This is a genomic window from Agrobacterium sp. 22-3639C2 (assembly GCF_053522105.1).
Map to the genome: position 1 here is coordinate 380,777 of NZ_JBNWDB010000002.1, position 26,799 is coordinate 407,575.

The 26,799-nt window shown below is 56.1% G+C and carries 16 protein-coding genes and 1 pseudogene; 3 read left to right on the forward strand and 14 right to left on the reverse strand.

The window, feature by feature from the left end; genetic code table 11:
- Window positions 1-159: 159 nt before the first annotated feature.
- Both istA and istB read left to right on the forward strand, forming a co-directional pair.
- Window positions 160-1,650 (forward strand): annotated as a pseudogene (gene istA / locus ACQZ6D_RS09545) (IS21 family transposase); the annotation flags it as partial.
- A gap of 8 nt (window positions 1,651-1,658) precedes the next feature.
- Window positions 1,659-2,393, forward strand: coding sequence for an IS21-like element helper ATPase IstB (gene istB, locus ACQZ6D_RS09550; protein WP_217003783.1), 735 nt, complete (start codon window positions 1,659-1,661; stop codon window positions 2,391-2,393).
- A 154-nt stretch (window positions 2,394-2,547) separates the two neighbouring features.
- On the opposite strand, the gene ACQZ6D_RS09555 is transcribed toward istB, so the two are convergent.
- From ACQZ6D_RS09555 to odc2, 8 genes are all read right to left on the reverse strand, one after another.
- Window positions 2,548-3,393: a hypothetical protein gene (locus tag ACQZ6D_RS09555; protein ID WP_448729879.1), complete on the reverse strand. Its 846-nt coding sequence runs from the start codon at window positions 3,391-3,393 to the stop codon at window positions 2,548-2,550.
- An 8-nt stretch (window positions 3,394-3,401) separates the two neighbouring features.
- Window positions 3,402-4,085, reverse strand: coding sequence for a helix-turn-helix domain-containing protein (locus ACQZ6D_RS09560; protein ID WP_025595795.1), 684 nt, complete (start codon window positions 4,083-4,085; stop codon window positions 3,402-3,404).
- Window positions 4,085-4,879 (reverse strand): TIGR04255 family protein, encoded by a 795-nt coding sequence (locus tag ACQZ6D_RS09565; protein ID WP_025595793.1) that lies wholly within the window; start codon window positions 4,877-4,879, stop codon window positions 4,085-4,087. Before ACQZ6D_RS09565 ends, ACQZ6D_RS09560 begins: the two co-directional genes overlap by 1 nt.
- 758 nt (window positions 4,880-5,637) lie before the next feature.
- Window positions 5,638-8,481 carry a type I restriction enzyme HsdR N-terminal domain-containing protein gene (locus ACQZ6D_RS09570; protein WP_448729880.1) on the reverse strand — a complete coding sequence of 948 codons (2,844 nt, stop codon included), beginning with the start codon at window positions 8,479-8,481 and terminating at the stop codon, window positions 5,638-5,640.
- A 122-nt stretch (window positions 8,482-8,603) separates the two neighbouring features.
- Window positions 8,604-14,069, reverse strand: coding sequence for a DUF4011 domain-containing protein (locus ACQZ6D_RS09575; RefSeq protein ID WP_448729881.1), 5,466 nt, complete (start codon window positions 14,067-14,069; stop codon window positions 8,604-8,606).
- Between the two features lie 470 nt (window positions 14,070-14,539).
- Complete coding sequence (locus tag ACQZ6D_RS09580; protein ID WP_448729882.1) at window positions 14,540-15,118, reverse strand: hypothetical protein; 579 nt, start codon at window positions 15,116-15,118, stop codon at window positions 14,540-14,542.
- Between the two features lie 380 nt (window positions 15,119-15,498).
- Complete coding sequence (locus ACQZ6D_RS09585) at window positions 15,499-16,068, reverse strand: GNAT family N-acetyltransferase (RefSeq protein WP_013761478.1); 570 nt, start codon at window positions 16,066-16,068, stop codon at window positions 15,499-15,501.
- A 193-nt stretch (window positions 16,069-16,261) separates the two neighbouring features.
- Window positions 16,262-17,395, reverse strand: coding sequence for an ornithine/lysine decarboxylase (odc2, locus tag ACQZ6D_RS09590; RefSeq protein WP_003510663.1), 1,134 nt, complete (start codon window positions 17,393-17,395; stop codon window positions 16,262-16,264).
- A 537-nt stretch (window positions 17,396-17,932) separates the two neighbouring features.
- Here odc2 and ACQZ6D_RS09595 point away from each other — a divergent pair.
- Entirely contained in the window at window positions 17,933-18,826 is an 894-nt protein-coding gene (locus ACQZ6D_RS09595; protein ID WP_003510664.1) for a LysR family transcriptional regulator, read from the forward strand.
- Window positions 18,827-19,033: 207 nt separating this feature from the next.
- On the opposite strand, the gene ACQZ6D_RS09600 is transcribed toward ACQZ6D_RS09595, so the two are convergent.
- The 6 genes from ACQZ6D_RS09600 to ACQZ6D_RS09625 all read right to left on the reverse strand — a co-directional run bounded on the left by ACQZ6D_RS09600 (window position 19,034) and on the right by ACQZ6D_RS09625 (window position 26,611).
- The gene (locus ACQZ6D_RS09600; RefSeq protein WP_003510665.1) at window positions 19,034-19,987 is read right to left on the reverse strand and encodes a substrate-binding domain-containing protein; all 954 of its coding nucleotides are present in this window, start codon (window positions 19,985-19,987) and stop codon (window positions 19,034-19,036) included.
- Window positions 19,988-20,076: 89 nt separating this feature from the next.
- Complete coding sequence (locus tag ACQZ6D_RS09605; protein WP_025595778.1) at window positions 20,077-21,078, reverse strand: ABC transporter permease; 1,002 nt, start codon at window positions 21,076-21,078, stop codon at window positions 20,077-20,079.
- 51 nt (window positions 21,079-21,129) lie between these two features.
- Complete coding sequence (locus ACQZ6D_RS09610) at window positions 21,130-22,653, reverse strand: sugar ABC transporter ATP-binding protein (protein ID WP_112153956.1); 1,524 nt, start codon at window positions 22,651-22,653, stop codon at window positions 21,130-21,132.
- 263 nt (window positions 22,654-22,916) lie between these two features.
- Entirely contained in the window at window positions 22,917-24,422 is a 1,506-nt protein-coding gene (locus ACQZ6D_RS09615) for a sensor domain-containing diguanylate cyclase (protein ID WP_112153957.1), read from the reverse strand.
- Between the two features lie 174 nt (window positions 24,423-24,596).
- Entirely contained in the window at window positions 24,597-25,421 is an 825-nt protein-coding gene (locus ACQZ6D_RS09620; RefSeq protein ID WP_065659479.1) for a bifunctional allantoicase/(S)-ureidoglycine aminohydrolase, read from the reverse strand.
- 143 nt (window positions 25,422-25,564) lie between these two features.
- A complete protein-coding gene (locus ACQZ6D_RS09625) occupies window positions 25,565-26,611 on the reverse strand; it encodes a class I SAM-dependent methyltransferase (RefSeq protein ID WP_448729883.1) in 1,047 nt (348 codons plus the stop codon).
- Between the last annotated feature and the right edge of the window lie 188 nt (window positions 26,612-26,799).

The following is a 26,799-nucleotide window of genomic DNA, read 5'->3' on the forward strand; positions in this document are numbered from 1 at the left end:
GGAAGTCTGGACTTGAGGTTCACCGGCAGTGGCCGGACGAGGTCAAGGTGTGTTTCGGCGTGGAATATTGACCCCTCTGGCGGGGTGACCGGCGTCCAATTTTGACCCCCCACCTTTTTCGTCTGACCATCCGTCTTTTGCTGGCGGATGGAGGGGGAGTTGAAGCGAGTGGATACGATTGCGCGTGTTCGTCGAGCCTTCCATGTGCAGGGCTGGTCGGTGAAGAGGATCGTTCGGGAGCTGCATGTGTCCCGCAACACGGTGCGCAAGATACTGCGATCCGATGAGACCGACTTTTCCTACGAGCGCGAACGGCAGCCGCTTCCGAAGACCGGGGCCTGGAAGGCTGAGATCGAACGCTTCCTAGCCGCGAACGAAGGCAAGCCTTCTCGCGAGCGGCTGACGCTGATCCGGATTTACGAAGAGCTTCGGGCGCTGGGTTATGACGGCAGCTACGATGCAATCAGGCGTTATGCGAACGGATGGTCGAAGGATCGAGGGGCTGTGACGGCCGAGGCCTACGTGCCGCTCTACTATGCGCCCGGCGAGGCTTACCAGTTCGACTGGAGCCATGAGATCGTCCTGATCCAGGGCGTGACGACGACGGTGAAGGTTGCCCATGTCCGGCTCTGCCACAGCCGGATGATGTTCGCGCGGGCCTATATGCGTGAGAGCCAGGAGATGGTCTTCGACGCGCACGACAAGGCCTTCGACTTCTTCCGTGGCACTTGCACGCGCGGCATCTACGACAACATGAAGACGGCGGTGGAGGCCGTCTTTATCGGCAAGGAACGGCTCTACAATCGCCGTTTCCTGCAGATGTGCAGCCATTATCTCGTCCATCCCGTAGCATGCACGCCCGCATCCGGCTGGGAGAAAGGACAGGTCGAGAACCAGGTCGGCCTTGTGCGCGAGCGGTTCTTCACGCCGCGCCTCAGGGTCAAAAGCCTGGAGGAACTCAATGTCTGGCTGCTCGACAAATGCGTTGCCTATGCCAAGGCCCATAGCCATCCCGAACAGACGGCGCAGACGATCTGGCAGATGTTCGAAGCCGAACGCAGCAGCCTCGTGCGCTACGTCGGCCCATTCGATGGTTTCCACAGCGTCCCTGCCTCGGTGTCGAAGACCTGCACCGTCCGCTTCGACAACAACAAATACTCGGTCCTGTCGACTGCCGTCGGCCGCCCTGTCGAGGTTCATGCCTATGCCGACCGGATCGTCATCAAACAGGATGGAGTGACGGTCGCGGAACACCAGCGCAGCTTCGGCCGTGGCGATACCGTCTATGATCCCTGGCACTATGTCCCTGTCCTTGCTCGCAAACCCGGAGCCTTGCGCAACGGCGCTCCCTTCCGCGAATGGGTTTTGCCAGCCGCGATGGAGAAGGTCCGCAAGCGACTGAAGAGCGTCGATGACGGTGATCGGCAGATGGTCACCATACTCGGATGCGTTCCCGCCGATGGTCTCGCAGCCGTTGAGGCTGCCTGTCAGGAAGCGCTCGATCACGGCGTCTGCTCGGCCTCGGTGGTCATCAACATTCTGGCGCGAAGTCGCGATCCGGCTCCCGCGGCAACGCTGCAAATCCCGGATGCGCTTCGGCTTGCCCATGAGCCGGTCGCCGACTGCGCCCGTTACGACAGGCTCAGGAGGGTAAGTTGATGGAACGCACGCAGGTTCTCGAACTGATGAGTACGCTGAAGCTTTACGGAATGCGCAGCGCCTACGACGAGGTCATGAGCAATGGGATCAAACGGCAGCACGAACCACCGCACATTGTTGGGGACCTCCTGCAGTCGGAGATCGCCGAGAAACAGGCACGCTCAATCCGCTACCAGCTCACCATCGCCAAATTGCCTTTGGCGAAAGACATTGACGACTTCGATTTTGCAGATACGCCCATCAATGAACCCCTGGTTCGAGAACTGGCCACCGGCACCTTCGTTGCCGACCAGCGCAACGTCGTCCTCGTTGGCGGCACGGGAACAGGCAAGAGCCATCTGGCCATCGCGATTGCCCGTGCGCTCATCCGTAACGGGACGCGTGGGCGCTTCTATAATGTCGTCGATCTGGTCAATCGCCTGGAAACGGAAACGCGCAACGGCAAGCAAGGTCGGATGGCCGATTACCTCACGCGCCTCGACTTCATCATCCTCGATGAACTTGGCTATCTGCCGTTCGCGCAGGCCGGAGGTCAGCTCCTGTTCCACCTTATCAGCAGGCTCTACGAGCGCACCTCGGTCATCGTCACGACGAACCTTGCCTTCGGCGAATGGCCGTCCGTGTTCGGTGATGCCAAGATGACGACAGCACTCCTCGACCGCCTGACCCATCACTGCGAGATCGTGGAAACAGGAAACGAGTCCTGGCGCTTCAAGAATCGATCTCAAAGCTGAAGCCGAAGATACCCATCACCCGCACTTGGCCTACCCTCTGCAACCCCGGCCAGCGCCGGGCAGGCCAAGCGCTGATCGCTTACAGGGGGGGTGAATATTGGACGCCGATAAGGGGTCAATATTCTGAGCCGATTGACAGATAAAGTCGCAGAATTCAGCTACCTTTATTTGAATTCATTGAAATAAAATCCAAATCGATCGCATAGCTTTGCTTGATGTCCCTGCCTGATACTTCGTCGAGGGTTGCAATTGCGAGGAACTCTTCTTCTCTAATGAATTCATCAGACCAAACGAACTTCTTGGCCTGTTTCATGAATTCCTCTCGGATTGCCTCCCGCGTCGTCTTCTTTTCCTTCACGGAGTCTACAATTGCAAAGAATCCAATGGCCGACCCCTTACTATCGAGATCGGGGTTTCCACGCACCCGGAACTCGTCGATAGCCTTGTAGATGTCACCAAGGGGACCGCCTGATTTGTGAGCCTCGCGCGCGCGGTTACGAAGCTGCCGCAATGGTCCGTTACTAAGCCAATCTGGGAATGCAAAGCGACCAAATCGGCGCTCAAGCGCCTGCTGAAAAACACTGCGAGCGGCGTCGTCGGGAAAGCCATTGGATCGTTCGAGCTTCAGCAACGCACGCTTGTGTATGCTAGCAATCCTACCGAAGTCGATGACATGATGTTCATTAACGGCGAGGTCGAGTTTGGCGAAGGCAGGAGTGACCCCAGCCTTCACGTCTTTGAGCGTTGGATCGTATGCTTCGACGATCGGACAGAAGGACACGAATTCTTTTCCGGGGCCATAGTTGACGATGTCACACGTCTGGGTAATGACTACCCAGCCGCAAGCCTCGACCGTATCAAGATACAGGTCCTCGTCATCGGTATCGACGATCAAAGGAAATTGAGTCCTCTGGAGCGTGTAGTCGCCCTGCCGCCAGCACTCCAGCGCTTTGATTTCCTCTCCGGTCAGAACCTCCACCGAGACATCCGAGTCTGCCATCTGCCGTCTTATCTGCTCTTGAGTTTCGTTCTCTTGACCACTTTATTGGGAACAAAAGCAGGACTAACGTCAACAACCTCGTCGTCGGCGGCAGCGATGCGATCAGTCCAGTGATCTTGACGTCCCGATGGCTTTTGCGGCTGCATCCTGGTCCAAGTCGCAGTCGGCCGACCTCGACCCTTGCCTGCAAGTCTCTTGGCGACGGAGAACTCGCCTGCCTCGATGATCGCGAGGATGGTGCGGCCACCTATCTCTGTCTCGAGAACTCCTACGGTTTCGGTTTGGCTTCCGCGATCGACATAGACGAGGGTCTCGTAAAGTTCTGCAACTTGGCGCGCGTTATTGAGCTTCACTTGCTCGCCCTGCGTCCAGTTGTAGACCGTCTGACGGCTGCATCCGAGCAAAGCCCCAATCCTCTCCCACGAAAAGCCTGTGATCCGTTTGATCATAGCGAGATACATCGGGACATTCTTCTGGCCGTCGGCGACCGTCATCACGTTCGCACGGGCAGCAGTACCGCTCTTTAGAAGAGTCCCCGCCGTCGGAAGCGCAACCAGTGTCGAAGAACTGGATGTTGCTCGCTGAGCAAGACCTTCGAGAAAGTTGTCGTCCACGATGACGAGACCGAAGGAGCCTCCGTGTGATGAAGAGCCCCTGTCCCAGCCTAAGGGTTTACGTTTGAAGGCTGACATCAGGCATCCTTTCCAAATTTCGCTAGGAAGTCGTCGTTCACGCACCAGCGAAAAAAATTATACGCGCGGTTAGCGAGGCCGTGGGTAAGGCCGGACACTTTGTTCGCATCATATTCGAGAAGGTTTGATTCGTAACTAGCGTATGAATCGACATCGAGAAACCACGATGGGTTGTCTACGGGCGGCATAGTTTCGGGATCGTGGGTTCCCTGAGCGGGTAGATGCCCCCACCTAGCCAACACCATGCCCTCATTTGATTTTGCTTCGAGCTCCGACAGCATATGGCGGACCCCGGAGAGTCGGCTCGAAACCTCTGACATGTGAGATTCAAGCAAATCGTCGACGTTCAGTCCGTCGGTGATCTGTACTTGGTCCACGTACCTGATTCCGATTCGTGATACATGGCTGGGGGCCACGGTCTCACCGAGGAATTCGAGAAGCTGCCTGAAGCGATCCGCGAAATCTTTGCCCGACTGGTACTTCATCGTTTCGAGTGACATGAACGTCGGGGTCAACGAGACGCGCCAGAGGCTCGCAGGGTCCAGGAAACGCCAGACAACCGAAGGGGTCATGGAGACACCCGCCGGTCCGAAAACGAGATTCTGAGTGCCCTCCTCAACGAAACGGGGATAACGCGTCCTTATAGCCTTCTGAAATCCAGCGACGAATTCGCGGTCCGGATTGACGGTGACGTCAGGAAAGCGGACTTGCGCGATCACCTTTACGAGTGGAGCGGATTTCAATGGAATATGATCGATGAAATCGCCAAATAGCGGATCGAATGTCTTCGTCATATCGCGTTGCCCCTTCGCTGCTGATTCATGTTATAGCGATGTAAAGTACGACGTAAAGTGGGATAATGTGCGGCAAGTTTCAATATTCGTTTAACTTGCCATTCAATTACGTTTACGTAAGATATTTCGATGGCATGCTTTGAATTTTGAACGCATTCCTCGCCTAGACGAAGCCTTGACCGTGACGGCCTTTGCTATTGGTTTCAAGCTCTCTCGGGACGGGAGGGGTGATATCGATGACCCTGGGCGATCAATCCTTTCAGATCAAAGCTGCTGAAGTCGACCGCGGTCGCGCTTTCAGAAAATACCTGCGGCCAGCTACTTCACCAAGGGGAGGTTATAGCCGTGGTATCGGGCAAAGTTTTGCACGTCGGCAATCGTTGGCAGCGCATATCAGGAGTTCGTCCGTAACTGGTACTCGTATGAGCGTGAGGAATATTACGCCGTGTATTTCAGATCGAATGTGAGAAAACGTTGCCGGATAAGCAACGAATGTGACGATTGGGTCAGCGATGACAAAAACAGTCTGATGAAATTTTAATGTTTTAATGACGCCACGATCGTGCAATGTGAAGAGCTACAATTCGCTCTAGCTCGTCACCACCGATAATTTTTTCATCAAAACGATATTCTGCGGATCATTGTTTTCATTGCGAGAAATAACTGTCGGCGGCCGCAGTGCGTTCTAATTGGCCAATGGGTCTTGTCAGACAGGAGGATCACGGACAACTGTGTGCCCTTGCTCTAATTTGGAGAGCCTAATGACCTGGGACTTCTTCAAAAAGCTGACGTACATCTTTTGCCAGCCAGTTCATAACATCCCGAACGACACCCGTCTCATCAGGGAGCCCGTCTCCGTCCCAGCGGCCAACGACCAGATTGCGGAGAATCCCCGACCCAGCTTTGGTCTCAAAGTGAGATCGGTCGCCTGAGAACCGGGCGAGTCGTTCGAGGTTTCTTTGATGCAACTCTTCAATAAATTCCCACGAGCGCCAGTCGTCCGACACAGTGGGCGGAAAGGATACCACTGCACCGGCCTCTGAGAAAAACTCGATTGGCTCCTCCCAATAGTTGAGAGAGATTTCAGGGTGGGTCGCATCCTTAATAACTTCGACCTCAATGTTTCTTCGAACAGGGAGTTCTCGGAAATTTCCCAGTAGCTGTGCTAAGGCAGGAACCGAGTTTTTAACAATCTCAGCATACGCGACTTGCCGTCTGCTATGAAGTGCCTGGAGTGCTTTCGCGAGCTTCCGCTGATCACTAGGTTGTTTCAAATCAAGCCGCCGCGGATCGCACCACCAAGGCTGCAATTTTCTGACGCCCGAATCCAGTAGAAAGTCCACATCTGCGATGAGGTCGCGCATCATAAAACTTTGGCCGCGTCGATTGGAATACGGTAAGACGGCATGGTCTTCAAATGCGCGAAGCTCCTTTCTGATAGCCTTCAGCGCGTATCCGTCGGGCATGATGATCTTGTATTCGCGCTCCAAGTGGTTGATCCGACTCATAACGAGCTCCTCGGTCCATACCATACCGCCCCGAATGCGCCGCGCCTTGATCACATCTGAGAGCGCCGAACCAACCGCCTTAATTCCAATTATGCGGCCTGCGTCATAGTCCAGGCCGAACGCTTTGAGATTTATGCCGAAGCTACGGTAGCCTTCTGCCCTAGACTTGACCTCGATCCTCGGCATCCCCGGCCTCAGGGCGCGAAAGGCATAGAAGGCGTGGTCTTGGCTGAGGTCACCCATTACTCCTATCTCATCGACATCCGTACCGATCAGAGCGGACCTTATCGAAGTCGTCATCGGTTTCAGGTGCGCCTCGACCACGGTATCGAGAGTGTTTAAAACCACGGTGAGGAACTCATAGGCTTCAGACGTCGATCCACGCGAGTCCCGACCGGCGGCCACTGCGGTTCCAGGCGTGAGATGGAGGCAGTCAATCGCCGTCTTGAGATTAGCCCGTGCTATCGCATTCCATATGGTTTGGCTCTGCTCAGATGTCTCGGCCGCAGCTAAAAGAAGACGTGGAAAATGAGAAGTCTCCTCTAGGTCCAGTTCCTCGACGCGAGACTTGATGTCGCTGCCTGCGTCATGAATGAACGCCAACGCCCTGAGATAATCAGCAAGAGCCTCATGCGTCAGTTCGATTCTACTCTCCGTGATGCTTATGGCGTTGGCGTCCGTCAATCGTTCTAACGTCACGGTGGCATTGCCATCTCCAGAGACGGCAGCCGCAGCCTCTTCGAAGGTCAATGGCGCGATGCGGGTAGCCTTCGCGAGCGCCGTGAGCGAGGCTCGGTACTTCAGTTTCTCGATCTCGCCGAAGTCAACCAACAGTCTGCTCACCCAGTCTTCGTAGAGCGGGCGTACATGTGTCGGATAGCGATTGTGTTCCCTAATGTAAGACACGACGAGGTCGGCGATCAGCGGCTCCTTACATAGCGCTTCAAGGTGACCCGGCATTGCCGGCGACCGGCCGAGGAGGCTAGGCTTACTTACGTTTCGCAGCTTCATCAACGTCTGGAGGTCGCTCCCGCTATAGCTTTCGAGACGTAGTATTGGCAGGCCAAGAGTGATGAGTTCCCGACCAATCGCACGGGACATCACGAAAATCTGAGCGCGCGGATAATCACGGCAAAAACTTCGTAGACTGGAAATTAATTTCTCGCGCAACCGAGGCTCTAAACGTTCGAAACCGTCGGCAACAATGGTGATACCATCTCTTCTAATCCGATCTCGGAGAACGAGTTCCGTTACATGCGGAACTTGGCGAGAAATCCGCTCGTGCAGGAATTCTTCAATCCCCGTCTCGTCTACAGCGACGTCCGGGATAAAGACTTCGAGTACGAGATGCTGTCGCATCCCCTGCCGCCGTTGCTCAATCGCCTGGACGCACAACGAAGCCGCGAGCATGGATTTTCCATAGCCGGACGGCCCTAGTACGATGGCACCCTTCCTAAACCTTTCAAGGAGGCTCTGCGAACTGACAGTTTGATCGGCCGGAGGGTCATGCAATGTGCGTTGCATCCACGGCCCCAGTGCAGACAGTCTCTCCAACTCCCTTTCATCGAAAGCCGAAAAATCATCCGTGATCGTAGCAACATGCTTATGCGCGAGGTTGGCACAAATAATGCGAACGGCCTCGACGCCTGCGATCACCTCAAGATCGAATCGCCTTGACGCGAGGTCACAGACATCTGCGTGGAACACCAAGTCATTGTCCAACGTGGGCTGGAGCTGCCAAATTTGCATGGCCACTCCATTCGTCACCAGAATAAGAGGTGCGCGCAGATGCTGGGCATAGGACTCCGCCTGGGCGACGCCGTCATACAGTGGGATTCCAGGACGCTTTGCCTCGACGACGATCGCCGCGGTGTTACGATTATGCGGCTTTCCAGTGTACACGACGAAGTCAGCCTCGGGCGACCTACCCTTTTGCTTCTTGCTGCCAACACGGATTTCAACGGGAGGCTTCGGCCGGATGTCGGAATTTTGGTAGCCGAGGGCGTCGAGTAGTGGCAATACCAAACGCGTTTCTACCTCTGCCTCGTTAGAGAAACGAAGTGTGGACAAACTGTCCCAAAACGTATTCTCCAATTCTCTCTCCTCTCATCAATTCACGCCGCATGCATACTGGGCCTTTCTCGGTGCCCTAAGTGTTTAGGGCCTAGCTAAAAATCGATATGTGATCACATCAGTGTTAGCGTAAAAACCGGGACCTATCGGGAAATCTTTTCTACGACCGCCCGACGTATCAAGCTGCCTAGAAGGATTTCGATCTCCTCACCCTCTTCCGTATCGATGACGCTCTTCGCCAACGGGGCTGACTGATTCACAATTCCGCGTTCGGGTTGGCTCGGTTCTTTGACGATCTTGAACTGATAGGTTTCCTGATTTTTGTCCAGATAGCGCAGACGAACGGTGTCGCCCAATCTGGCCGTTATTGTTTTGGCCGCAGCACGACCCGTCACTGGCGCGGGCGTGGGCTGCGCCCGCAGTGCAAGAGCGGCCTGTCCATCATCTTCACCACTCGGGCGCGTCTTGGGCGACAGAACCATCGACTCGGACTTCTCAACCACAATTGGCTTTTGGGAGAGCGGCCGGCTGACCCGATCCTTCAATTCCGACAAGCGGCCGGAGATCGCCGATCGAAGACGATCAGCTTCCCTCCGCGGATTGTCGAACCAGTCCGTGCTCCAAACCCGGTGAATTTTCCAACCCAGGTTTTCCAGAACTTCCTGTCGATGACGGTCGCGGTCACGCGCCGACTTTGAAGAATGGTATGTTGCCCCATCGCACTCGACACCCATAATGAAGCCATTTGGCCATTCCGTATGTCTGATACCTAGATCAATCGAATAACCAACAACCCCTACTTGCGGAACGACAGTGCATCCCATGGTTTCGATCTGCTGGGCGATGTACTGCTCAAGCGGTGAATCGAATGCGCCGTGAGTGCCGGACGAAGCTTCAAGGAGACCTCCAGCACTGTATTGGAGCCAACGCTTGAGCATGAGCGCCCCTTCATTGCCTCCCTCCTCCGCAAGAAGGTCGTCGCTTGTCATGGACGTAAACGTACGAATTTGCTCTTTAGCGCGGCTGAAGAGAACATTCAGACGCCGTTTACCAGTTGCGCCGTTCAGCGGACCGAACGCTTGGCGGACGCGTTCACCAGGTGCAGGCGGGCCGTAGACCGTCGAGATGAAAATCACATCGCGCTCGTCGCCCTGGACGTTTTCGAGGTTCTTTACGAAGAACTCCTCGAGCCCACCTCTCTCCGCACTCCAGCGCTCGACGTACTCGGTCGCCCTTTTGTCTCTAGCGATTGCATATTGAAGACGCTCGTTAATGAAGTCCGATTGCGACTTATTCATTGCTACGACACCGAGCGATCGATGCGGATCGGTTTTCATGAAATCCAGTGCCGCTTCTACCACCGCCTCGCCTTCGATAGGATTCAAGCCGGCCTTGTAGATGCCCGACGTGAATGTAGAGAAGACGCCCATAGACGGATCATCCTCGTTCGATGATGGGAAAACGACCAAGTCGTCGTCGTACATAATCCTATTTGAAAATCTGATCAATGCAGAGTGGCGGGACCGATAGTGCCAACGAAGCATCCTACGTGGTCGGAATGCACCGTTCGCCATTTCCAGTACAGATTCCTGGGTAACAGCGTCGGGCTTGTCGTCGTCCTCATCATCGCCCGCGTAAATCTTTTGGAAAAAATTCGTAGGCGGCAACTGCTTCGTGTCACCTACGATCATCGCTTGATGGGCGCGATACAAAGCACCGACAGCATCCTCGGGAGGCATCTGGGATGCTTCGTCGATCACGCATATGTCGAAGTGGATTGATCCCTTGGGAATGAACTGAGCAACGGCAAGTGGTGACATGATCCAGCAAGGCTTGAGTTCAAGCAGTGCGCGGCCGGCACGACGCGTGATGTCGCGCAATGGAACACGAATTCGCCTTTGGTTTGCCAAGTGCTCGAGAAGCCCCATTTCGGAATAATCAGCAACACGACCGCGTGAATTTCCGGCAGCCGGCCTTGCCGCTGCGATGAGTTCCGATCTGAGGGCTTTACGTGAGAGTTTCCTGACATTTTCATCGGCATGCTTGAATTCGGCTCGGATGTCCTCGATCTGCTTGCCGGAGTAACCAGCCAACTCTGATCCATATTTCTCGTATACGCGTTCGGCCGCCGACCGACGAACCAGCGCTTCCACTATTTGAGGCAGCTTTTCCCATCCAGCGACTTGCGTTTGTAGCAAATCAACAGTCTCCATCATTCCGAAGCGAGCCACGTCCGCCATAGCCTTTGAGGTCAGGATCGCTGTCTCTAGTCCCTCTGCATCGGAAGCAGCCGCCGATAGGAATGTACTCATTGCAGATGCATCCAAATCGGTGGCGTTGGCCCGCAGATCGCAGACTGCCTCCCGCGATGCATCAGCCAGCGCAGCATTGGCCTCCACGCCAGTAGCAACCGTTGCACTGGTTTCCGCAATCAGTAGAGGGTAGTCCTTGTCCTGAAGACTCCGGCGAAGGATTTCGCCGGACTTGGCGGCTTCCTCGAACAGGGAAGCGAGTTTAATAAGCGGTCTCGTTGCCTGAACATCGGTTCTCCAGCCCGCGAAGCGTCCTCCGAGTTGGGCAGATTGAGGAAATGAATCCAATCGGAGAAGAGCTGTCTGCAAACGGTCTATATCAGCGGCTAGCGACCTTATCGCGGATGGCCCGAATTCCCTTCCAGATGGAAGAAGTTGAATTTCCAGTCTCGAAAGCTCCTCGTGAACCTCACGTAGTTGAGCCAGAGCCGTCGACGAGTCCTTGCTGAGTTCCTCGACCGCTCCAAGCTTCATTTCCGGAGGCAAATCTCCAACGGGAGGCATGCTCCCAACTAGATCGGCCTCTGCTGTCTTCAGGAAAGTCCTGATCTCGCGATGTTCGAAGCTAGGAAGTGTTTTATCAACCTCAACATAGAAGCGGGCCAACTCTTCGAAGGCCTGGAAATCCGTATCTCGACCTTCGAAGCTGGGCCCAAAAACTCCGCTTCGGATAGCCCTCTCGTTGAACGCTTCCTCATCTTCGAGGAAAGTTTGTAATCCTTGGAGATCGCCGATTGCCGTATTCTTGTCGAAAGCGCCTCGTTTGGAAATTGAAAGGTAAAACGCCTTCGCTTGTTTGAAAGCCCCCGACAGGAAGCTGAATGCTCCCGATTGTCTGATCACAACAAGTGGACCTTCAACGTCGGACGCTTTCAACCGAGTTTTAATAGTGACTGCCCCGCTTAACTCCGCGTGCCGCTGGCGAAGTAGCTCTGCCCTTCCCAACAGCCCCTTGAGGGTTTCGATCGCAGCCGCGTCGATCAGGCTCGCACGGCGCTGAGCAACAACTCGCTCACTCGTTTCCGACCATATTCTGCGCGCGTTGCGTACATCTCGGGCGGTCCAATCCGCAGCACCGGGTATACGGCGTACAAAAGCCGAGACATCCGCGCTGAGCCGTTCCGCCTCGATCTTGGCATTCGAGTGAAATTCGATTTGCAGCAGCCGATCGGACGGGTCCAATCTGGCGATCCCGTTCACGTCACAGATATCCGCAATACGACTGAGTGCATCAGAAAGGTGCGGCATCAGAGGATCAATGACAACTTCACTGAGCTCTGCCACCTTTTCTTGAGCGCTCGCACATCGGTCAAGGAACTGCGAAATCGCTGGCGCGGAAGCTGTGACCGCGATTGTGGTATCGTCGTCCGACAAAGATTGCGGATTCCGTTCGCCTAAACGATCTATCCATGAAGCCAGTTGGGTAACGTCGCTAAGCGTGAGCGCCGAAATGCCTGTCCGCTTACGCAACGCCGAAAGGTTTTCATTAAACCGCTTATGAGACTCCGCCGCCTTTTCGGTTCGCGCAATAATAGCGTTCATCTTAAACGGGCTGGTGTCGAGGGATGTGGTACCACGCCAATACGGACGCTTGGCGGCATCTGTAGAGGATATCTCTACCAATCTTCGAACCGCCTCAACCAAGTTGGCGATCTCGTGTTCCTTGAGATCGTTTTTTGGCAACCGATGTTCCAACACTGCCGTGGGCGTAAGATTCGAGAGGGCATCTTGTGTCGCAATCGCAGCGCCCAAAACAGAATGGACTGATTTGCCGCTACCGTTCCATTCCTCGGACAGGATGCTGACGTAGCGTGCCAGACGATCTCTAGCCGCAGCAAACCGTTCTCGCTCTTGTTGCAGATAACGGGGCGATGGTTCCACCGCATCAAGTCGCGCTCGAAGCGAGTCCATGAACTCCTCGCGGCTTCCCTTTCCCGCAAGGAGTGGCAGAACGAACTCCCCTAACCCAACTTCTTCGAGACGAGAATGCACGACTTTCAAGGCTGCGGATTTTTCGGCAACGAAAAGTACCTTCTTACCCTTCGCCAACGCCGCGGCAATCGAGTTGACGATCGTATCGGACTTCCCTGTCCCGGGCGGGCCCTCGACAGCGATGTTCTTGCCTTTCACGAGATCAACGAGGACGCTAAACTGCGAAGCATCCGCCTTTTTCACTAGATGAGGGACGTGCGCCTCGACATCCGGAGCGTCGACTTCGTACTCGTTCGCAATCGCTCCGGCTTGTCCAACCTCAGAGCCAACAAGGAGATTTTCGATTACACTGTTTTCGGAGAAATCCGATATTGCTGTATCAAGGTCTTCGTACATGGCCATGCGTGCTGCGGGAAACACACCGAACACGATCCAACGACGGACGCGCCAAGAAACCTTTGTCTGCTCGACAGCGGAAACCTCCTCGAAATAGGCCTCGAGAGACCCCCCGCCGAAAACAGGCAGCTCGATATCGAATTCACGGCGGAGCTTTTCGCGCAGTACCAAATTTGTCTCTGCTTCTTCTCCGGCACCTTCGACAGTGAATACCGGTCCTGCAGAAGTTTTCTGGCGCGACATTGTCGTCGGCAACAGTACCAAGGGAGAGTAATAAACGCGGTTATCGCCGCGCTTGGGGTCCTTCCACTCCAGGAAACCAAACGCGCCACGAAGCAGGTTTAAGCCCGTCTCTTGCTGCCAAGTTTTCCCCTTGGCCATCAGTCCGTTAAGCTTGCGCTCTAAATCTGGCCCGAGAAGCAGCGTCTGGATGAGGTCATCGTTATGTTTCGAGTCTATGTTTTCACTAGGTTCAGGCAGGTCAAACCCAGGATCAATGCCGTGATTACGGGCATGCTGGGTGAGAGGTTCATCTTTTCGCGTGATCCGTTTCGGCAACCCGAGTTTTTCACGGATGCGGTCCTTTAGCTCCCGCTCCAATGTTCGCGCTAGGTCTGGATAATCGACAGCATCCGCGTTCAATTTCGAATGCTGCTCAAGATATATGGGGTCTGTCACCAGCCCGATTGCAAACTCCTCAAGAAAGGAGGCACCCTGCTCGTCGGGCGGGCCATCCTCAAGCGGTGGCAGCGCGCGAAAATCAAGCGAAACGTCGTTCAATAGCGAATAGAATAGCCTGTCGGGAAGCTCGTCGACAACGCGGACATACCCTGCGGAACGAGAACCGAAACTCAGGGAGACCAAAGGGTTCTTCGCAGAAAGATCAAGTAGTCTTGGCCTGATCTCCTCGATCTTCGACCTTACCAGTTGGCTGAAATCCTGCGCTTTTGATTGACTCGCGTCGGACATAGAGGACTCTCGTAATATTAGGGTATTTCGTGGTGTCTCATGCCGGACCTATACAAATCAAGCGTGAATTACTTGATCCTTATCGTCACTCCTAGATTGTATTGAAGATGTGATGCCCAGCACTCGCTAAGCCGTAAAATTGAAGACGCTTTGCTGAAACGCGATCAATGCTCTGCGCCGAACTTGCTCGCCTTTGCCTGTTCTGCAATCTTGTTTCTACGGAAGAGCCCGGGAGTTTCTCCACGGAGACTACGCCGGTGATTTCACAACAAGTCGCGGGCGACGTGAGGTCAATCGCCTATACGATGAAGTCAAGGCCCGGATTGTGGCACATCGTTACTGACCGAAGTAAATCAACGCTCGCTTTGACGAGCACTTTCGCTGCGGAGCAAGCTGGTTTTGTACGGGCCATACGGAGTATTCAGTTCGCGGCGATGGTTGTCGCCGACCCGCACCGGAGCCGCACCGCGTTAGGCGCTATAAGGATTTGATGGAAGAGTCATCGCCCTCACGCCAGCGCCCACACGGGCAATAGCCTCCCCCAAAAACATCTCAATCTCGAACAGATTTTTGGACCCCAGGATAACCGGATCGCCTACCAGCCCGAAGTGCGTCAAGCCGTCATCCACGGATCGGTCTGCATCAATCCACGCACTCGCGATCCGGGAAGTGTCTGCTGAGGGTTCCATGCCATGACCCGATCGACCTACTACGAGTGTGACAAATACTCCCTCCTTGCCTTCGTAAGATTGCTTCAAAACAAAGACACTCTCTACGAACAGTTCGCGCTTCTCGTCGAGATAGTGGCTAGCCCCCTCACGGAAGCGAATTAGAAATGCGTTGTCTTCAACTCCGAGGTCCGAAAATGAAACCTCGCGGACGTCATCAATCGTTTCGGGAAGGTCGCCAAAATCATATTGGATTGCACCTGCCGCGGTCCACTTCCTGATCACTTCAGCGTGCAATCGGGTGCGTGCTGCTTGATCTTCAAAATGGTCAAGTATTGCTCGATTGGTGGGTTTTGGTTCTTTCGACCACGGATCGTTCATTGGCTCTGCTCCTTAAATTCGATTTAGAACCAATCATTGCTCGCCACGCAATGGACAACTCCGAGGGCTGAGGAACGAGACTCGCCAACCGTGACTGAGAGGTAGAATTTCGAGAGCTCACGTCGATCAAGAACTGAAAAACGGCAACGATTTTCACCAATTTTTCTTGTTCAAAATCAATACGTTGTCTATTTTGGCCATTTCAAGCTGACTCCCCGGTCAGAATGACGTGCAAAAAAAGCCCCGATCCGAGTATTTCCCCGGTCAAAATCCGTGACTCCGTACAATTATCGGCAATCAAAGGCCGTCCGCCAGGCCACAGGGTAGAAAGAAAAACCCCGGCAATAAGCCGGGGTTTCATATCAGTGACAGGGCTCGTCTCAGGCAGAGAGCCTGCGGCCGCTTGCGACCAGCATACCAGCCGCACCTTCCAGCCAGCCGGCTTTGAGTTCAAGCGCCAGAAAACGGCTGCGCTCGAACGGGCCGGGCATGATCAGGTGCTGGGCCTTATCGGCAAAAAAGCCGAAGCGTTCATAATAGGCGGCGTCGCCGACCAGAAGAATGCCGCCATGGCCACGTTTGGTTGCCTCGGAGATTGCCGCACGCATCAGCGCCGAACCGATGCCCTTGCCCTCATGGGCAGCATCAACCGCAAGCGGGCCAAGCAGCAGCGCTTCGACAGCGCGGCCTTCTCGCGAAATGCCAGCTTCGACATTCCACAGGCGCACCGTGCCGATGACATGGCCGTCCTCGTCACGGGCAACGAGCGCCAGACCCTCCGCTGGCACGCGGCCGGCGCGCAGCTTTTCGGAAGACTTGCGGCGGCGGCCAGCGCCCATGGCGCGGTCGAGCAGGTTTTCACGAGCAACGACATCGCCCGGATTTTCCTGATCGACATGAAATGTCTGCGGGGTGAAAAATGCACGTACCGAATTCAGAAGAGCGGCCATCTCTCGGCCCTCCATCACACAACCGCCCACACGCGGCCCTTGATCAAAAATGGTGGAGCCGTTCCGGCCCGCCGACACGCTTTCCTCGGCTGGAAGAGGAGCAGCAAGCAGGGATTTGCGCAACAGCACAATCGGCAAAGCCGGAACGGAAGCTTGTTCGAGACGCCGCCTTACTCAGCGGGCGGCGTTCGGATCAGATGACGTAGGCTTTCAGCGGCTCGAAACCGTTGAAGGCAACCGCCGAATAGGTCGTCGTATAGGCACCTGCGCCTTCGATTAGAACCTCATCGCCGATGGTCAGAGAGACCGGCAACGGGTACATGTTCTTTTCGTACAGCACGTCGGCGCTGTCGCAGGTCGGACCGGCCAGAACGCAAGGCTCCATCTCGTCCTGATCGCGCTCGGTGCGGATCGGATAGCGGATAGCCTCATCCATCGTCTCGGCGAGACCGCCGAACTTGCCGATGTCGAGGAACACCCAGCGATGGTTGTCGTTGTCGGACTTGCGCGACACGAGAACAACTTCCGCCTTGATGACGCCAGCGTTACCCACCATGCCACGGCCCGGCTCGATGATCGTCTTCGGGATCTGGTTGCCGAAGTGCTTGCGCAGCGCCGTGTCGATAGCCTGGCCGTATTCTTCGGCAGCAGGAACGTCGCGCAGGTACTTGGTCGGGAAACCACCGCCCATATTGACCATCTGCAGGTGAATACCCTGCTTGGACAGCGAAGCGAAAACGCGCTTGGCATCGCCCAGCGCTGCATCCCATGCGTCGAGATTCATCATCTGCGAACCGACATGGAAGGAAACGCCGTAGGATTCAAGGCCCAGCTGATGTGCGTAGACCAGAACATCAACAGCCATCTGCGGTACGCAGCCGAACTTGCGCGACAGCGGCCATTCGGCACCTTCACCGTCCGTCAGCACGCGGCAGAACACGCGCGCGCCAGGAGCGGCACGGGCAACCTTCTCGACTTCCTCATGGCTGTCGACGGCGAAGAGATCGATGCCGAGCGCGTAAGCGCGGGCGACATCGCGTTCCTTCTTGATGGTGTTGCCGAACGAGATCCGGTCGGACGTCGCACCTGCATCAAGCGCCATCTGGATTTCAGCCACGGAGGCGCAATCGAAGTTCGAGCCGAGCGAAGCAAGCAGCTTCAGGATTTCGGGAGCCGGGTTTGCCTTGACCGCATAGTAGATCGCGCTGTTCGGCAGGGAATGCCGGAACGCGTTGAAATTGTCGCGCACGACGTCGAGGTCGACGACGAGGCAAGGGCCTTCGGGACGTCGGGTCTTGATGAAATCGAGAATGCGTGCAGTCGTCATCGATATATTCCCTATAAAACCGGCTCCGGAAAATCCGGAGGACAAAGGACGCTCGAGATATGCATACGAATCAGCCGGTGGAGGCGCAGAATCGATAGCATACGCTCAAGGCGCAAATATGAATGACGCCCTGCCAGAGCATCATTCGGCTTTGTCTGCCATCGATTGGAGGGAATGACCCGACCGCACTTCAGGCAATGATGGTGTGCCTCTTCAGTACCCCGGCTGATGGAAAGCCGGCAGAGAACCAGAAAGGCCCGCACCGTCGTTGCTTCATATGTCCTCGCATTTCCCGGTTGGCCGGAATAGCGACTGGAGGGGTTAGTTCCAGGTACCTTACCGAACTCCTCACCACATCGAGGACTCGGCGGACACACATGGGCACGTGCGACTTTGGGCAGCACGGGAGATAAGAATATTCGCCGTCATAATCAAGAGGATTTTTTCACCATATAGCGGATTTTTTCGGCAACCATTTTACGGGTTGAACAGTCGCGCCTCAGCGTTCAATTATATGGAACGAACCGGAGGATCTTCATGGACACGCTCACCCGCATCCGCGCCTTTATCGACGTTGTCGAAGCGGAGGGTTTTTCCGCCGCTGCCCGCAAGACCGGGCGTTCCAAGGCGCTTTTGTCCAAATATGTCCGGGAACTGGAAGATGATCTCGGTGCACTGCTTCTCAACCGCACCACCCGGCAATTCTCGCTGACGGAGGCCGGCCATACATATTACCGCACTGCCTCTGACATTTTGAAGGAGATCGACAACCTCGCCGATCTGGTGCGCGAGAAGAATGCCGATCTGAAGGGCAAGCTCAGAATATCCGTTCCGCGCACCTTCATCGACGCCGATGTTGGCCAGAGCCTCATCGATTTCGCCAAGGAAAATCCGGAACTGTCTCTGGAAATCGTCGCCGATGACCGGTTCGTCGATCTGATCGAGGAAGGGTTCGACCTTGCGATTCGCATAACGCGTCTGGAAGATTCAGGCCTCATCGCCCGCAAGATCTCCGATTTCCGGGTCTATGCAGTAGCAACGGCGGATTTTGTCGCCAGACACGGCCCGCTCAATGGTCCGCAGGACTTTTCCCGCGTGCCCTTCATCATCGACACCAACACCCGCTTCCACAACACCGTGCGTTATCTTGAAGCGGATGGCGGCTCGAACTCCGTTACCATCAGTGGACCGATCGAGGTGAACAGCCCGCAGGCGACACTCCGCGCCGCCCGTGCAGGGCTTGGCATCGCCATGGTGCCGGACTTTATTGCAAGACCCTTCATCCAGTCCGGCGAGCTTGTGACCCTGTTCGACGACTATATTTCCAAAGACCGCGGCATATATGCCGTCTACCCCCACCGCCGCTACCTTCCCGCCAAAGTGCGCAGCTTCGTGGATTATCTCTCGGCGTGGTTCAGGAAAAATGGATGAAGAGCGGGGGAGCGGTATAGTTTCCGCCGACCTTCCCCTCGTCATGCCGTATTTAATCCGGCATCGAGCCGCGGCGCGCCCGCGCCATGAATGCCTCTATCACGATCAACGACCTGATCGCGCTGCACCCCGAATCTGGTCCGGGGTGCAGGAGTGCGGATGCAACGCCTGCCTTTCAGCGGGCGTTGCTTAGCCGGAAACCACTTATCAGAACGGCGAATCCGGGAAGTAGAACTGCTTGGCATTGTCCTTGGTGATGAGCGTAGCGTCGAGAATATACTCGCCAGCAACCGGCACCTGATCGTAAAAATGACCAGCCGTAAGCTGCATGGCGGTCGCCACCATCGCCGGCGGATAGAGCACGTCGACCGGAATTAGCTTGTCGCCGTCCATGACGCGCTTGATCATGTCCTTGGAACCGGCGCCAGCAACGATATACTTGATATCGGTGCGTTTCGCCTGCTGGATTGCCTCCAGCACGCCAACCGCCATGTCGTCGTCCTGACACCAGACCACGTCGATCTTCTTGTATTTGGTCAGGTAGTCCTGCATCACGCGGAAGGCGTCGTCGCGGTTCCAGTTGCCGTACTGGCGGTCGAGAACCTTGACGCTGGAGCCGGCAATTCCCTTGTCGAAACCATCCTGGCGCTGCTGGTCGATCGGGATCGGCAGACCGCGAATGACCACCACTTCCGCATCAGGCGTGGTTTTCTTGATGTATTCGCCTGCCACTTGTCCGAGTGCCGGATTGTTACCCGCAACGTAGAGATCGCGGATCGAATTGTCGTTGACGCTCGGCGCGCGGTCGACGAGCGCGACAAAGGTGCCCTTGTCCTTGATCTCCTTGATGGCGTTGACGAGCGGATCGGGATCAGACGGCAGCACGACCAGTGCGTCCAGCCCCTGCACGGCAAGATCCTGAAGCGCGTTTGCTTGGTTGGCGGCATCCGGCGAGGTCTTGACGATGACGTTCAGACCCGGATGCTCCTTCATCAGAAGCTTTGCCACCCGTTCGGCATGGTAAACGACGCCCGCCGTCCAGCCGTGGTCGGCCGCCGGAATGGATACCCCGATCGTTACCTTCTTCTCCTGCGCATGGGCAGAACCCGCAAGAACGGCAGCCAGCGCGACAAATGCCACGCCGATGAATTTTCTACGCATAGTCTCTTCCTCCCAAGACCGGGGCGTTCCTCCTGTTTAAACCGCGCATGCCCCAGATTGCGCGGCCAGATGTCTCATCGATCGTCCGGCTATCTGCGGCTGAGCGAACGCTGCACCAGCATGGCGATGATGATGATCGCGCCCTGAATGGCACCGATCAGATATTCGCTGACGAAGTTCGACAGGATCATGATGTTGCCCACGATTTCCAGAATGAAGGCGCCGCAAATCGTACCCCAGATGCGGCCCACACCACCCCGTAGCGCCGTGCCACCGACGACGACAGCAGTGATGGCCTGCAACTCCCACAACATGCCTGTAGTGGCCGAGGTGGAGGCAAGACGCGGCACGTAAAGCAGGACGGCAACGGCGACGCAAAGCCCCTGAACCACATAGGCAATCGTGCGGACGCGAACGACCGAGATACCGGAGTAACGCGCCACATCCTCGCTGGAACCCACCGCCGTCAGATGCCTGCCGTAACGGGTACGGTAAAGCACGAAAGCGGCGATGGCGGCAGTGACGAAGATGACGATGACCGGCACCGGCACACCGATCACATTGCCGAAATAGACCGGGCGATAAAGCGTCTGGATTTCCGGGTTGCGCAGCGTGATCGCGCCACCCTGCGACAGCCAGGTGGTCAGCCCACGATAAATGCCCATGGTGCCGAGCGTGGCGATGAAGGGCTCGATGCGGCCGATGGTGGTGATGAGGCCGTTTGCAAGCCCGCAAGCGGCGCCGATGGCGATAGCCAGCGCCATGGCGGCCAGTAGCATCACCAGCGGATTGGCAATAACGCCACTGTTCATGAACAGGATCATCAGGCTGGCAACGAAAGCCACCATCGCGCCGACGGAGAGATCAAGTCCGCCGGATGTGATGACATAGGTGGCGCCGAGCGCAATGATGGCGATGAAGGCGCTGCGGGTAACCACGTTCAGCAGATTGTCGATGCCGATGAAATTCGGATTTGCGACGGCGCCGAGAACCAGCAGCAAAGCCAGCGCCACAAAGGGCGCAACGGCGCGCAGGTCCCAGTCTTTCGAGGTCTTCGGCGTTTTGCCGTTATCAAGTGCGGCCTCAGTCATATTTCCCCTCAATTGTCTTTTCTTCAGGCCAATCTGCCGGGACATCAGCCCTCAGGCGAATTCCTGCGTGTGCACGCCAGTCGCGAGTGCCACGATATCGTTTTCGGTCATGCGTTCCCCCGTCACCTCGCCGACGATCCTGCCGGAGCGCATTACAAGGACGCGGTCGCAGATGCCGATCAGTTCTGGCATCTCCGAGGACACAACGATGATCGACCTGCCCTCGTCTGCAAGCTTTGCTATGAAACGGTAGATCTGTTCCTTGGTGCCGATATCGATGCCGCGTGTTGGCTCGTCGATGATGACGATCGATGGATCGAGCAGCATCATCTTGGCGAGCAGCAGCTTTTGCTGGTTACCGCCGGACAGCTGGCCCGCGAGCAAGTCCTTACTTCCCGTGCGAATATCGAAATCACGCACCGCATCATCGAGCGCTGCCTTCTCTCGACGGATATCGATCTGGAACAGGCGGCTGAATTTCCTCAGCGAGGCGAGTGTGAGATTGACCCGCAAGTCCTTCGTCAGCAGCAATCCCTTGCCCTTCCGATCCTCGCTCAGATAAACGATACCGGCCTTCAGACTGTCTTCCGCCTTTGCAAAATGCACAGGCTTTCCGAGATGGCGGATCGTCCCCCGCCCTGGACGCAGGCCAAGCACGCCCTCCATAAGCTCCGTTCTGCCCGCGCCGACGAGACCAGCAAAACCGAGGATTTCGCCCTTTCGCAGGCTGAAACCGGCATCCTGCGCATAGCCGGGAACGGTGAAATGCTCCACCTGTAAGACAGGCTCGTGCTCGCCGCCGGCGTTCCTGTCCGGATAGAGCTTGGCGACATCGCGTCCCACCATCAACCGCGCCATATCGGCGGGCTCAAGCGCCGATATTGGGTGGGAGCCGACCAACCTGCCATCGCGCAGAACGGTCACACGGTCGGCAATCTCCTTCACCTCCGGCAGGCGGTGCGAAATATAGAGCACGGCCACGCCCTTTGCCCTTATGTCCCTGATAACGTTCAACAGCGCATCGGTTTCAATGGGCGTGAGGCTTGCGGTCGGCTCGTCGAAAATGACGACGCGATGCGGCACGAGCAGAACGCGGGCTATCTGCACCAGCTGGCGCTGGGCAATCGACAGGCTGCCGACGACGGCATCGGGATCGATCGTACCGCCGAGATCGGTGATAGCCCTCAGGGCGCCGGCACGCATGGCGCGGTCGTCCATCATCGGGCCTTTGCACAATTCGCGGCCCAGATAGATGTTCTGAGCCACCGTCAGATCCGGGGCCAGCAATATTTCCTGATGCACGAGAACGATGCCGCGATGTTCGGCGTCGACAGGTCCGCTCAACGTAACTGCCTCGCCATCGATCCTGATTTCCCCACTCGAAGGCTTCTCATTGCCCGCAAGCAGTTTCATCAACGTCGATTTGCCAGCCCCGTTCTCGCCAATGATGGCGTGAACTTCACCGGCGCGCACGGCAATCTCTATATCCTTCAGAACCTGGACGGGACCGAAAGACTTGGACAACCCGACAGTCCGTATAAGGACCTGATCTGGAGATTCCTCAGCAAAAGCCATGTGTCGTCACCGGTACCCGGTGCGAATGAACGGATCTTGCCCCTCGATTTTACTTGAAATCATCATGCGCGAACTCCTCCCAAAGCTCTTGGGAAGAAGCTAACGTCCGTTTTGAGGTACGTAAAGCAAATTTCGCTGGTCTTTTAGAATACACTCAAATTTGACCAGGACGATGGCGCCTAAAGGCTAAAAAATAGGCGGCCATGGTCCCGCAGAGCGTTGGAAATCCTCAGTGAGGCAAGGCACCCACGAGATGCCTGTGGCTAGAGAAGGCGCTTCAGTGAGCTGGCTTCCGGTTGCGGGGAGGCCTTCGTTGTATCGCTGTTGTCGGCAGACCTGTTGCGCATCGCGGCGTAATAGGCGTTTTTCTGCTCGTACATATGCATGTCGGCACGGCGCACCAGCGATTCCATCGTCTCGCCGGCTTCGCTGGTTGCCACGCCCAGCGAAAGACTAAGCGGCGCATTGGAGTAGAACTGGTTGTTGATCTTCAGCAGTTCGTAAATGGTATCCACCATCGCCGCGGCGATCTGTTTGTCTGCGCCGGGCAAAAGGATGGCGAATTCATCACCGCCAATGCGCGCAGCATGGTTCGGCGCGGTAACGACACCGTTCAGGACTTCGCCAAGGCGCCGCAACAGCGCGTCGCCTGCGTCGTGCCCTAGCTTGTCATTGGCGTCCTTGAGGCCATTGAGATCGATGACGATGGCCGAAACGGGCCGGATCGTGCTGCGTTCCAGCCTGTTCATTTCGTCCGAATAGAAGGCGCGATTGTGCAGCTTGGTCAGCACATCGTGCTTGCCGAGATATTCGAGATAGGCTTCCGCCTTTTTCCGCGCCGTAATATCAGTCAGCGCCACCTGCACCAGTGACCAGTCGCGTTCGTGGCCCGGAAAAACGGAGAAATGCAGCAGCACGTGCCGCTCTGAACCATCCAGCGCGTAGTTCACCACTTCGCGATGATGGTTAAGATTGCCGTTCCACAGCTCCATCAGCTGTTCGCGGAAGGGCTTTTCCATTTCACCACGGAAAATATCGCCAAGCCGCTGCAACAGAACCTGACGGTCCGGTGCACAAAACAGGTCCAGTGTTGCCCGGTTGACGTCGATCACGCGGATTTCACTCATGCATTGGCGCACGAATTCGGGATGCACATCCATGAACACCCGGAAGTCGATGATGCCGCGTTCCCTGACCTCCTCGATCAGACGCCGAACCCGGCTGAAATCCTCCACCCACAGGGAAACGGGCGAATGTTGGAACATGCCTTCAGCATAACGGCGGTTGAAAAGCTCCTTGCGGCGAGCCTCCTCACGTTCCGTCACATCCTCTGTGGTCAGCAGCAACCGCCCGAGCGTCTGTTCGTAGCCGGGTATGACCGCACCGCGCAGCTGGATATCCAGCCGCTTTCCGCCAATCGAGTAATTGACGGCGTCGCTGATGAATTCGGTTTTTCCAGCCCAAAGCTCGGAAAGCTCGTTCACATGGCTTTCAAGCATGTCATCGCGGAAAATCCGGTGCAGATTATCGATCAGATGCGCCTTGTCCCGCGCTTCGAACAGTTCAAGTGTCTTGGCATTAACCTGCACGACGCGGATTTTCTGCGAGCACGCCGCCACCCGCGACAGATCTTCCAGCAAAAACGCCCGGATGTCCTCGACGCCCTGCGCCCGCCAGATATCGAACTGGCTTTTCACCTCGCTGAAATCCTCGATCCACATCGCCACAGGGGCAAGATTGAAGATATTGGTATCGATCGTTTCAATCATACGGGCAGTCTTCTTCAGGATAATAAGGGCGGATGCCGAATGCCGAAATCGTGCGAGACAGCGATGACTGACCGCATATCTGGATTTATTAGGGATATTCGATCCAACGCAAGCCTTTATCGCGCAAGCCAACGGATTGCGCGATAAATCTCGGTTTCGCCAAGATTCCGCCCGTTACCAGAGCTTCACGTGGCGGTTCACATCCTTGTAGAGCAGGTAGCGGAAACGGCCCGGCCCGCCTGCATAACAAGCCTGCGGGCAAAAAGCGCGCAGCCACATGAAATCACCCGCCTGCACTTCCACCCAATCCTCGTTCAGCCGGTAAACCGCCTTTCCTTCCAGCACGTAAAGACCGTGCTCCATGACATGGGTTTCCATGAAAGGAATGGTAGCGCCCGGCTCCAGGCTGACGATGTTGAGGTGCATGTCGTAACGCACGTCGTCGGGATCGATAAACCGGGTGGTCGCCCATTTGCCGTCCGTATCGGGCATCGCCGACAGAGCGTGTTCATCTTCATGCGTGAAGATCGCCGGCGGCGGCTCCAGCCCGTCCACCGCCTGAAACGCCTTGCGGACCCAGTGGAACTTGACCGGTGCCGTGCCGGAATTGCGCAGCTGCCAGCGCGAGCCGGCGGGCAGGAAGGCGAAGGAGCCGGTCCGCAATGCATGCTGCACGCCCTCAAACTCCACGGTCATTTCACCATCAACGACAAAGATCGCCGCTTGCGCCCTTGCGTCTGGCTCCGGCCGCTCGCTGCCGCCGCCGGGCTGCACTTCAACGATATATTGCGCAAAAGTCTCGGCAAAACCGGTCATCGGCCGGGCGATGATCCAGGCCCGTGTCCCGGTCCAGTGGGGGAGCACGCTCGTCACGATATCGGACATGACGGTTTTGGGGATGACCGCATAGGCAGTCTTGAAAACAGCCTTGCTCGACAGCAGTTCCGTCTGACCCGGCAGACCGCCCATATCCGAATAGTATTTCTTCATTTCAGCCATTCCATTCTGCAACGCATTTCGCGCGAATTCTTAGGCCTGTAGCGACGTTTAATCAAATAATTATTGGCGTGCACAGGCCTTGCCGCCCGCATGGTAAAATGCGGGCGGCCTATTTCGCGCGGACATGCGAAACGAGGTTGGGCTCAGGCCTTTTTGCGCATCGTGGCATAGACGATATTGTGGTTTTCGCCGAAAAATACCTCCGCCTCGATACTTGCGGGATCGGCGCTGGCGTTGACGATCCGCCACATATCCGCCTTCGAACGCAACAGCAGCGCCCAGTTCATGAAGGTCTCCATGTAGCCATCGACCACAATGTCTTCGGAGAAGTTGGCGAAGAGGAACATTCCGCCGGGCTTCAGCATCTCCATGCAGCGCCGCGTGAGCTTGATCGCCACCTTGTCGTTCAGGTAATCGTAAAGACCGGCGGCATATACCAGATCGAATTTGCCGAGCTCGTGCGAACGCAGGACGATGTCACGCACCGAACCGTCAATCGCCTCGATGCAGCCGCCGTTGAAATCGCGGGCAACGGAACCGACACTCAGGGGATCTTGATCAAGCGCCACCCAGCGCCGGATCTTGCCCTCTTTCAAGGCCACGGATGCATCCGCCTCGCGCAGATGTCCCGATGCAATGGTGAGGATTTCCGTTTCGCTTCCATGCCGGGCCGCAGCCTCGTCAACAAACCGGGTCAGCAAATCCCGCCGCTCGCGGACAGCGACCGAGGAGCTGGCGTCCTTCGTATAATCGTAGAGAGCCGCGCCAAGCGGCGTTGCGTTCTTCACCTTATCGGCAACGCTGTCGTGACCGTAGATGAAGTCGAGAAGCTGCGCATCGCCCGAATAGCCCCGCGGCTTTTCGAACGACCAGCGCGTGAAGGGATCTTCCAGAAAATAGTCCGACACGGAGTGATTCTGCACCAGAGGAATCAGTTCAGCCCACACGCTTGAGTGGAGCTTTTCGCGCAGGCCATGCAGTGCGCCAGCCGTTCGATGTATTATCTCATGTGCTGAAACACCATTTTCGAACTGCTGTTGTGCCAATTCGAGAATGATCGCGATCTCTGCTTTCGCAACTGCGAAATGCTCATCGAACGCTTCCGTTTTCCGTGCAAAAATCTCTTTTGCGACAGTATCAGGAGTGATCAGACTTGCCCCGTCCAGATTTCTTTTCTTTACCTGCCTCACTTCAGCCTCCAGTATTAACACATTGTTAACTATACGTTTCTGGGAGACGGAAGGCCACTCGCTTTCGATTTTTGAGCAGTGTAGGGATACATTAGTTTATTAGCGTATTTTTTTGGTCACACTCGTGGACCGGAGGAGAAAGCGGATACGCGATTTAGTGAAACTTAATGTTGCGAGCGTATGATGCG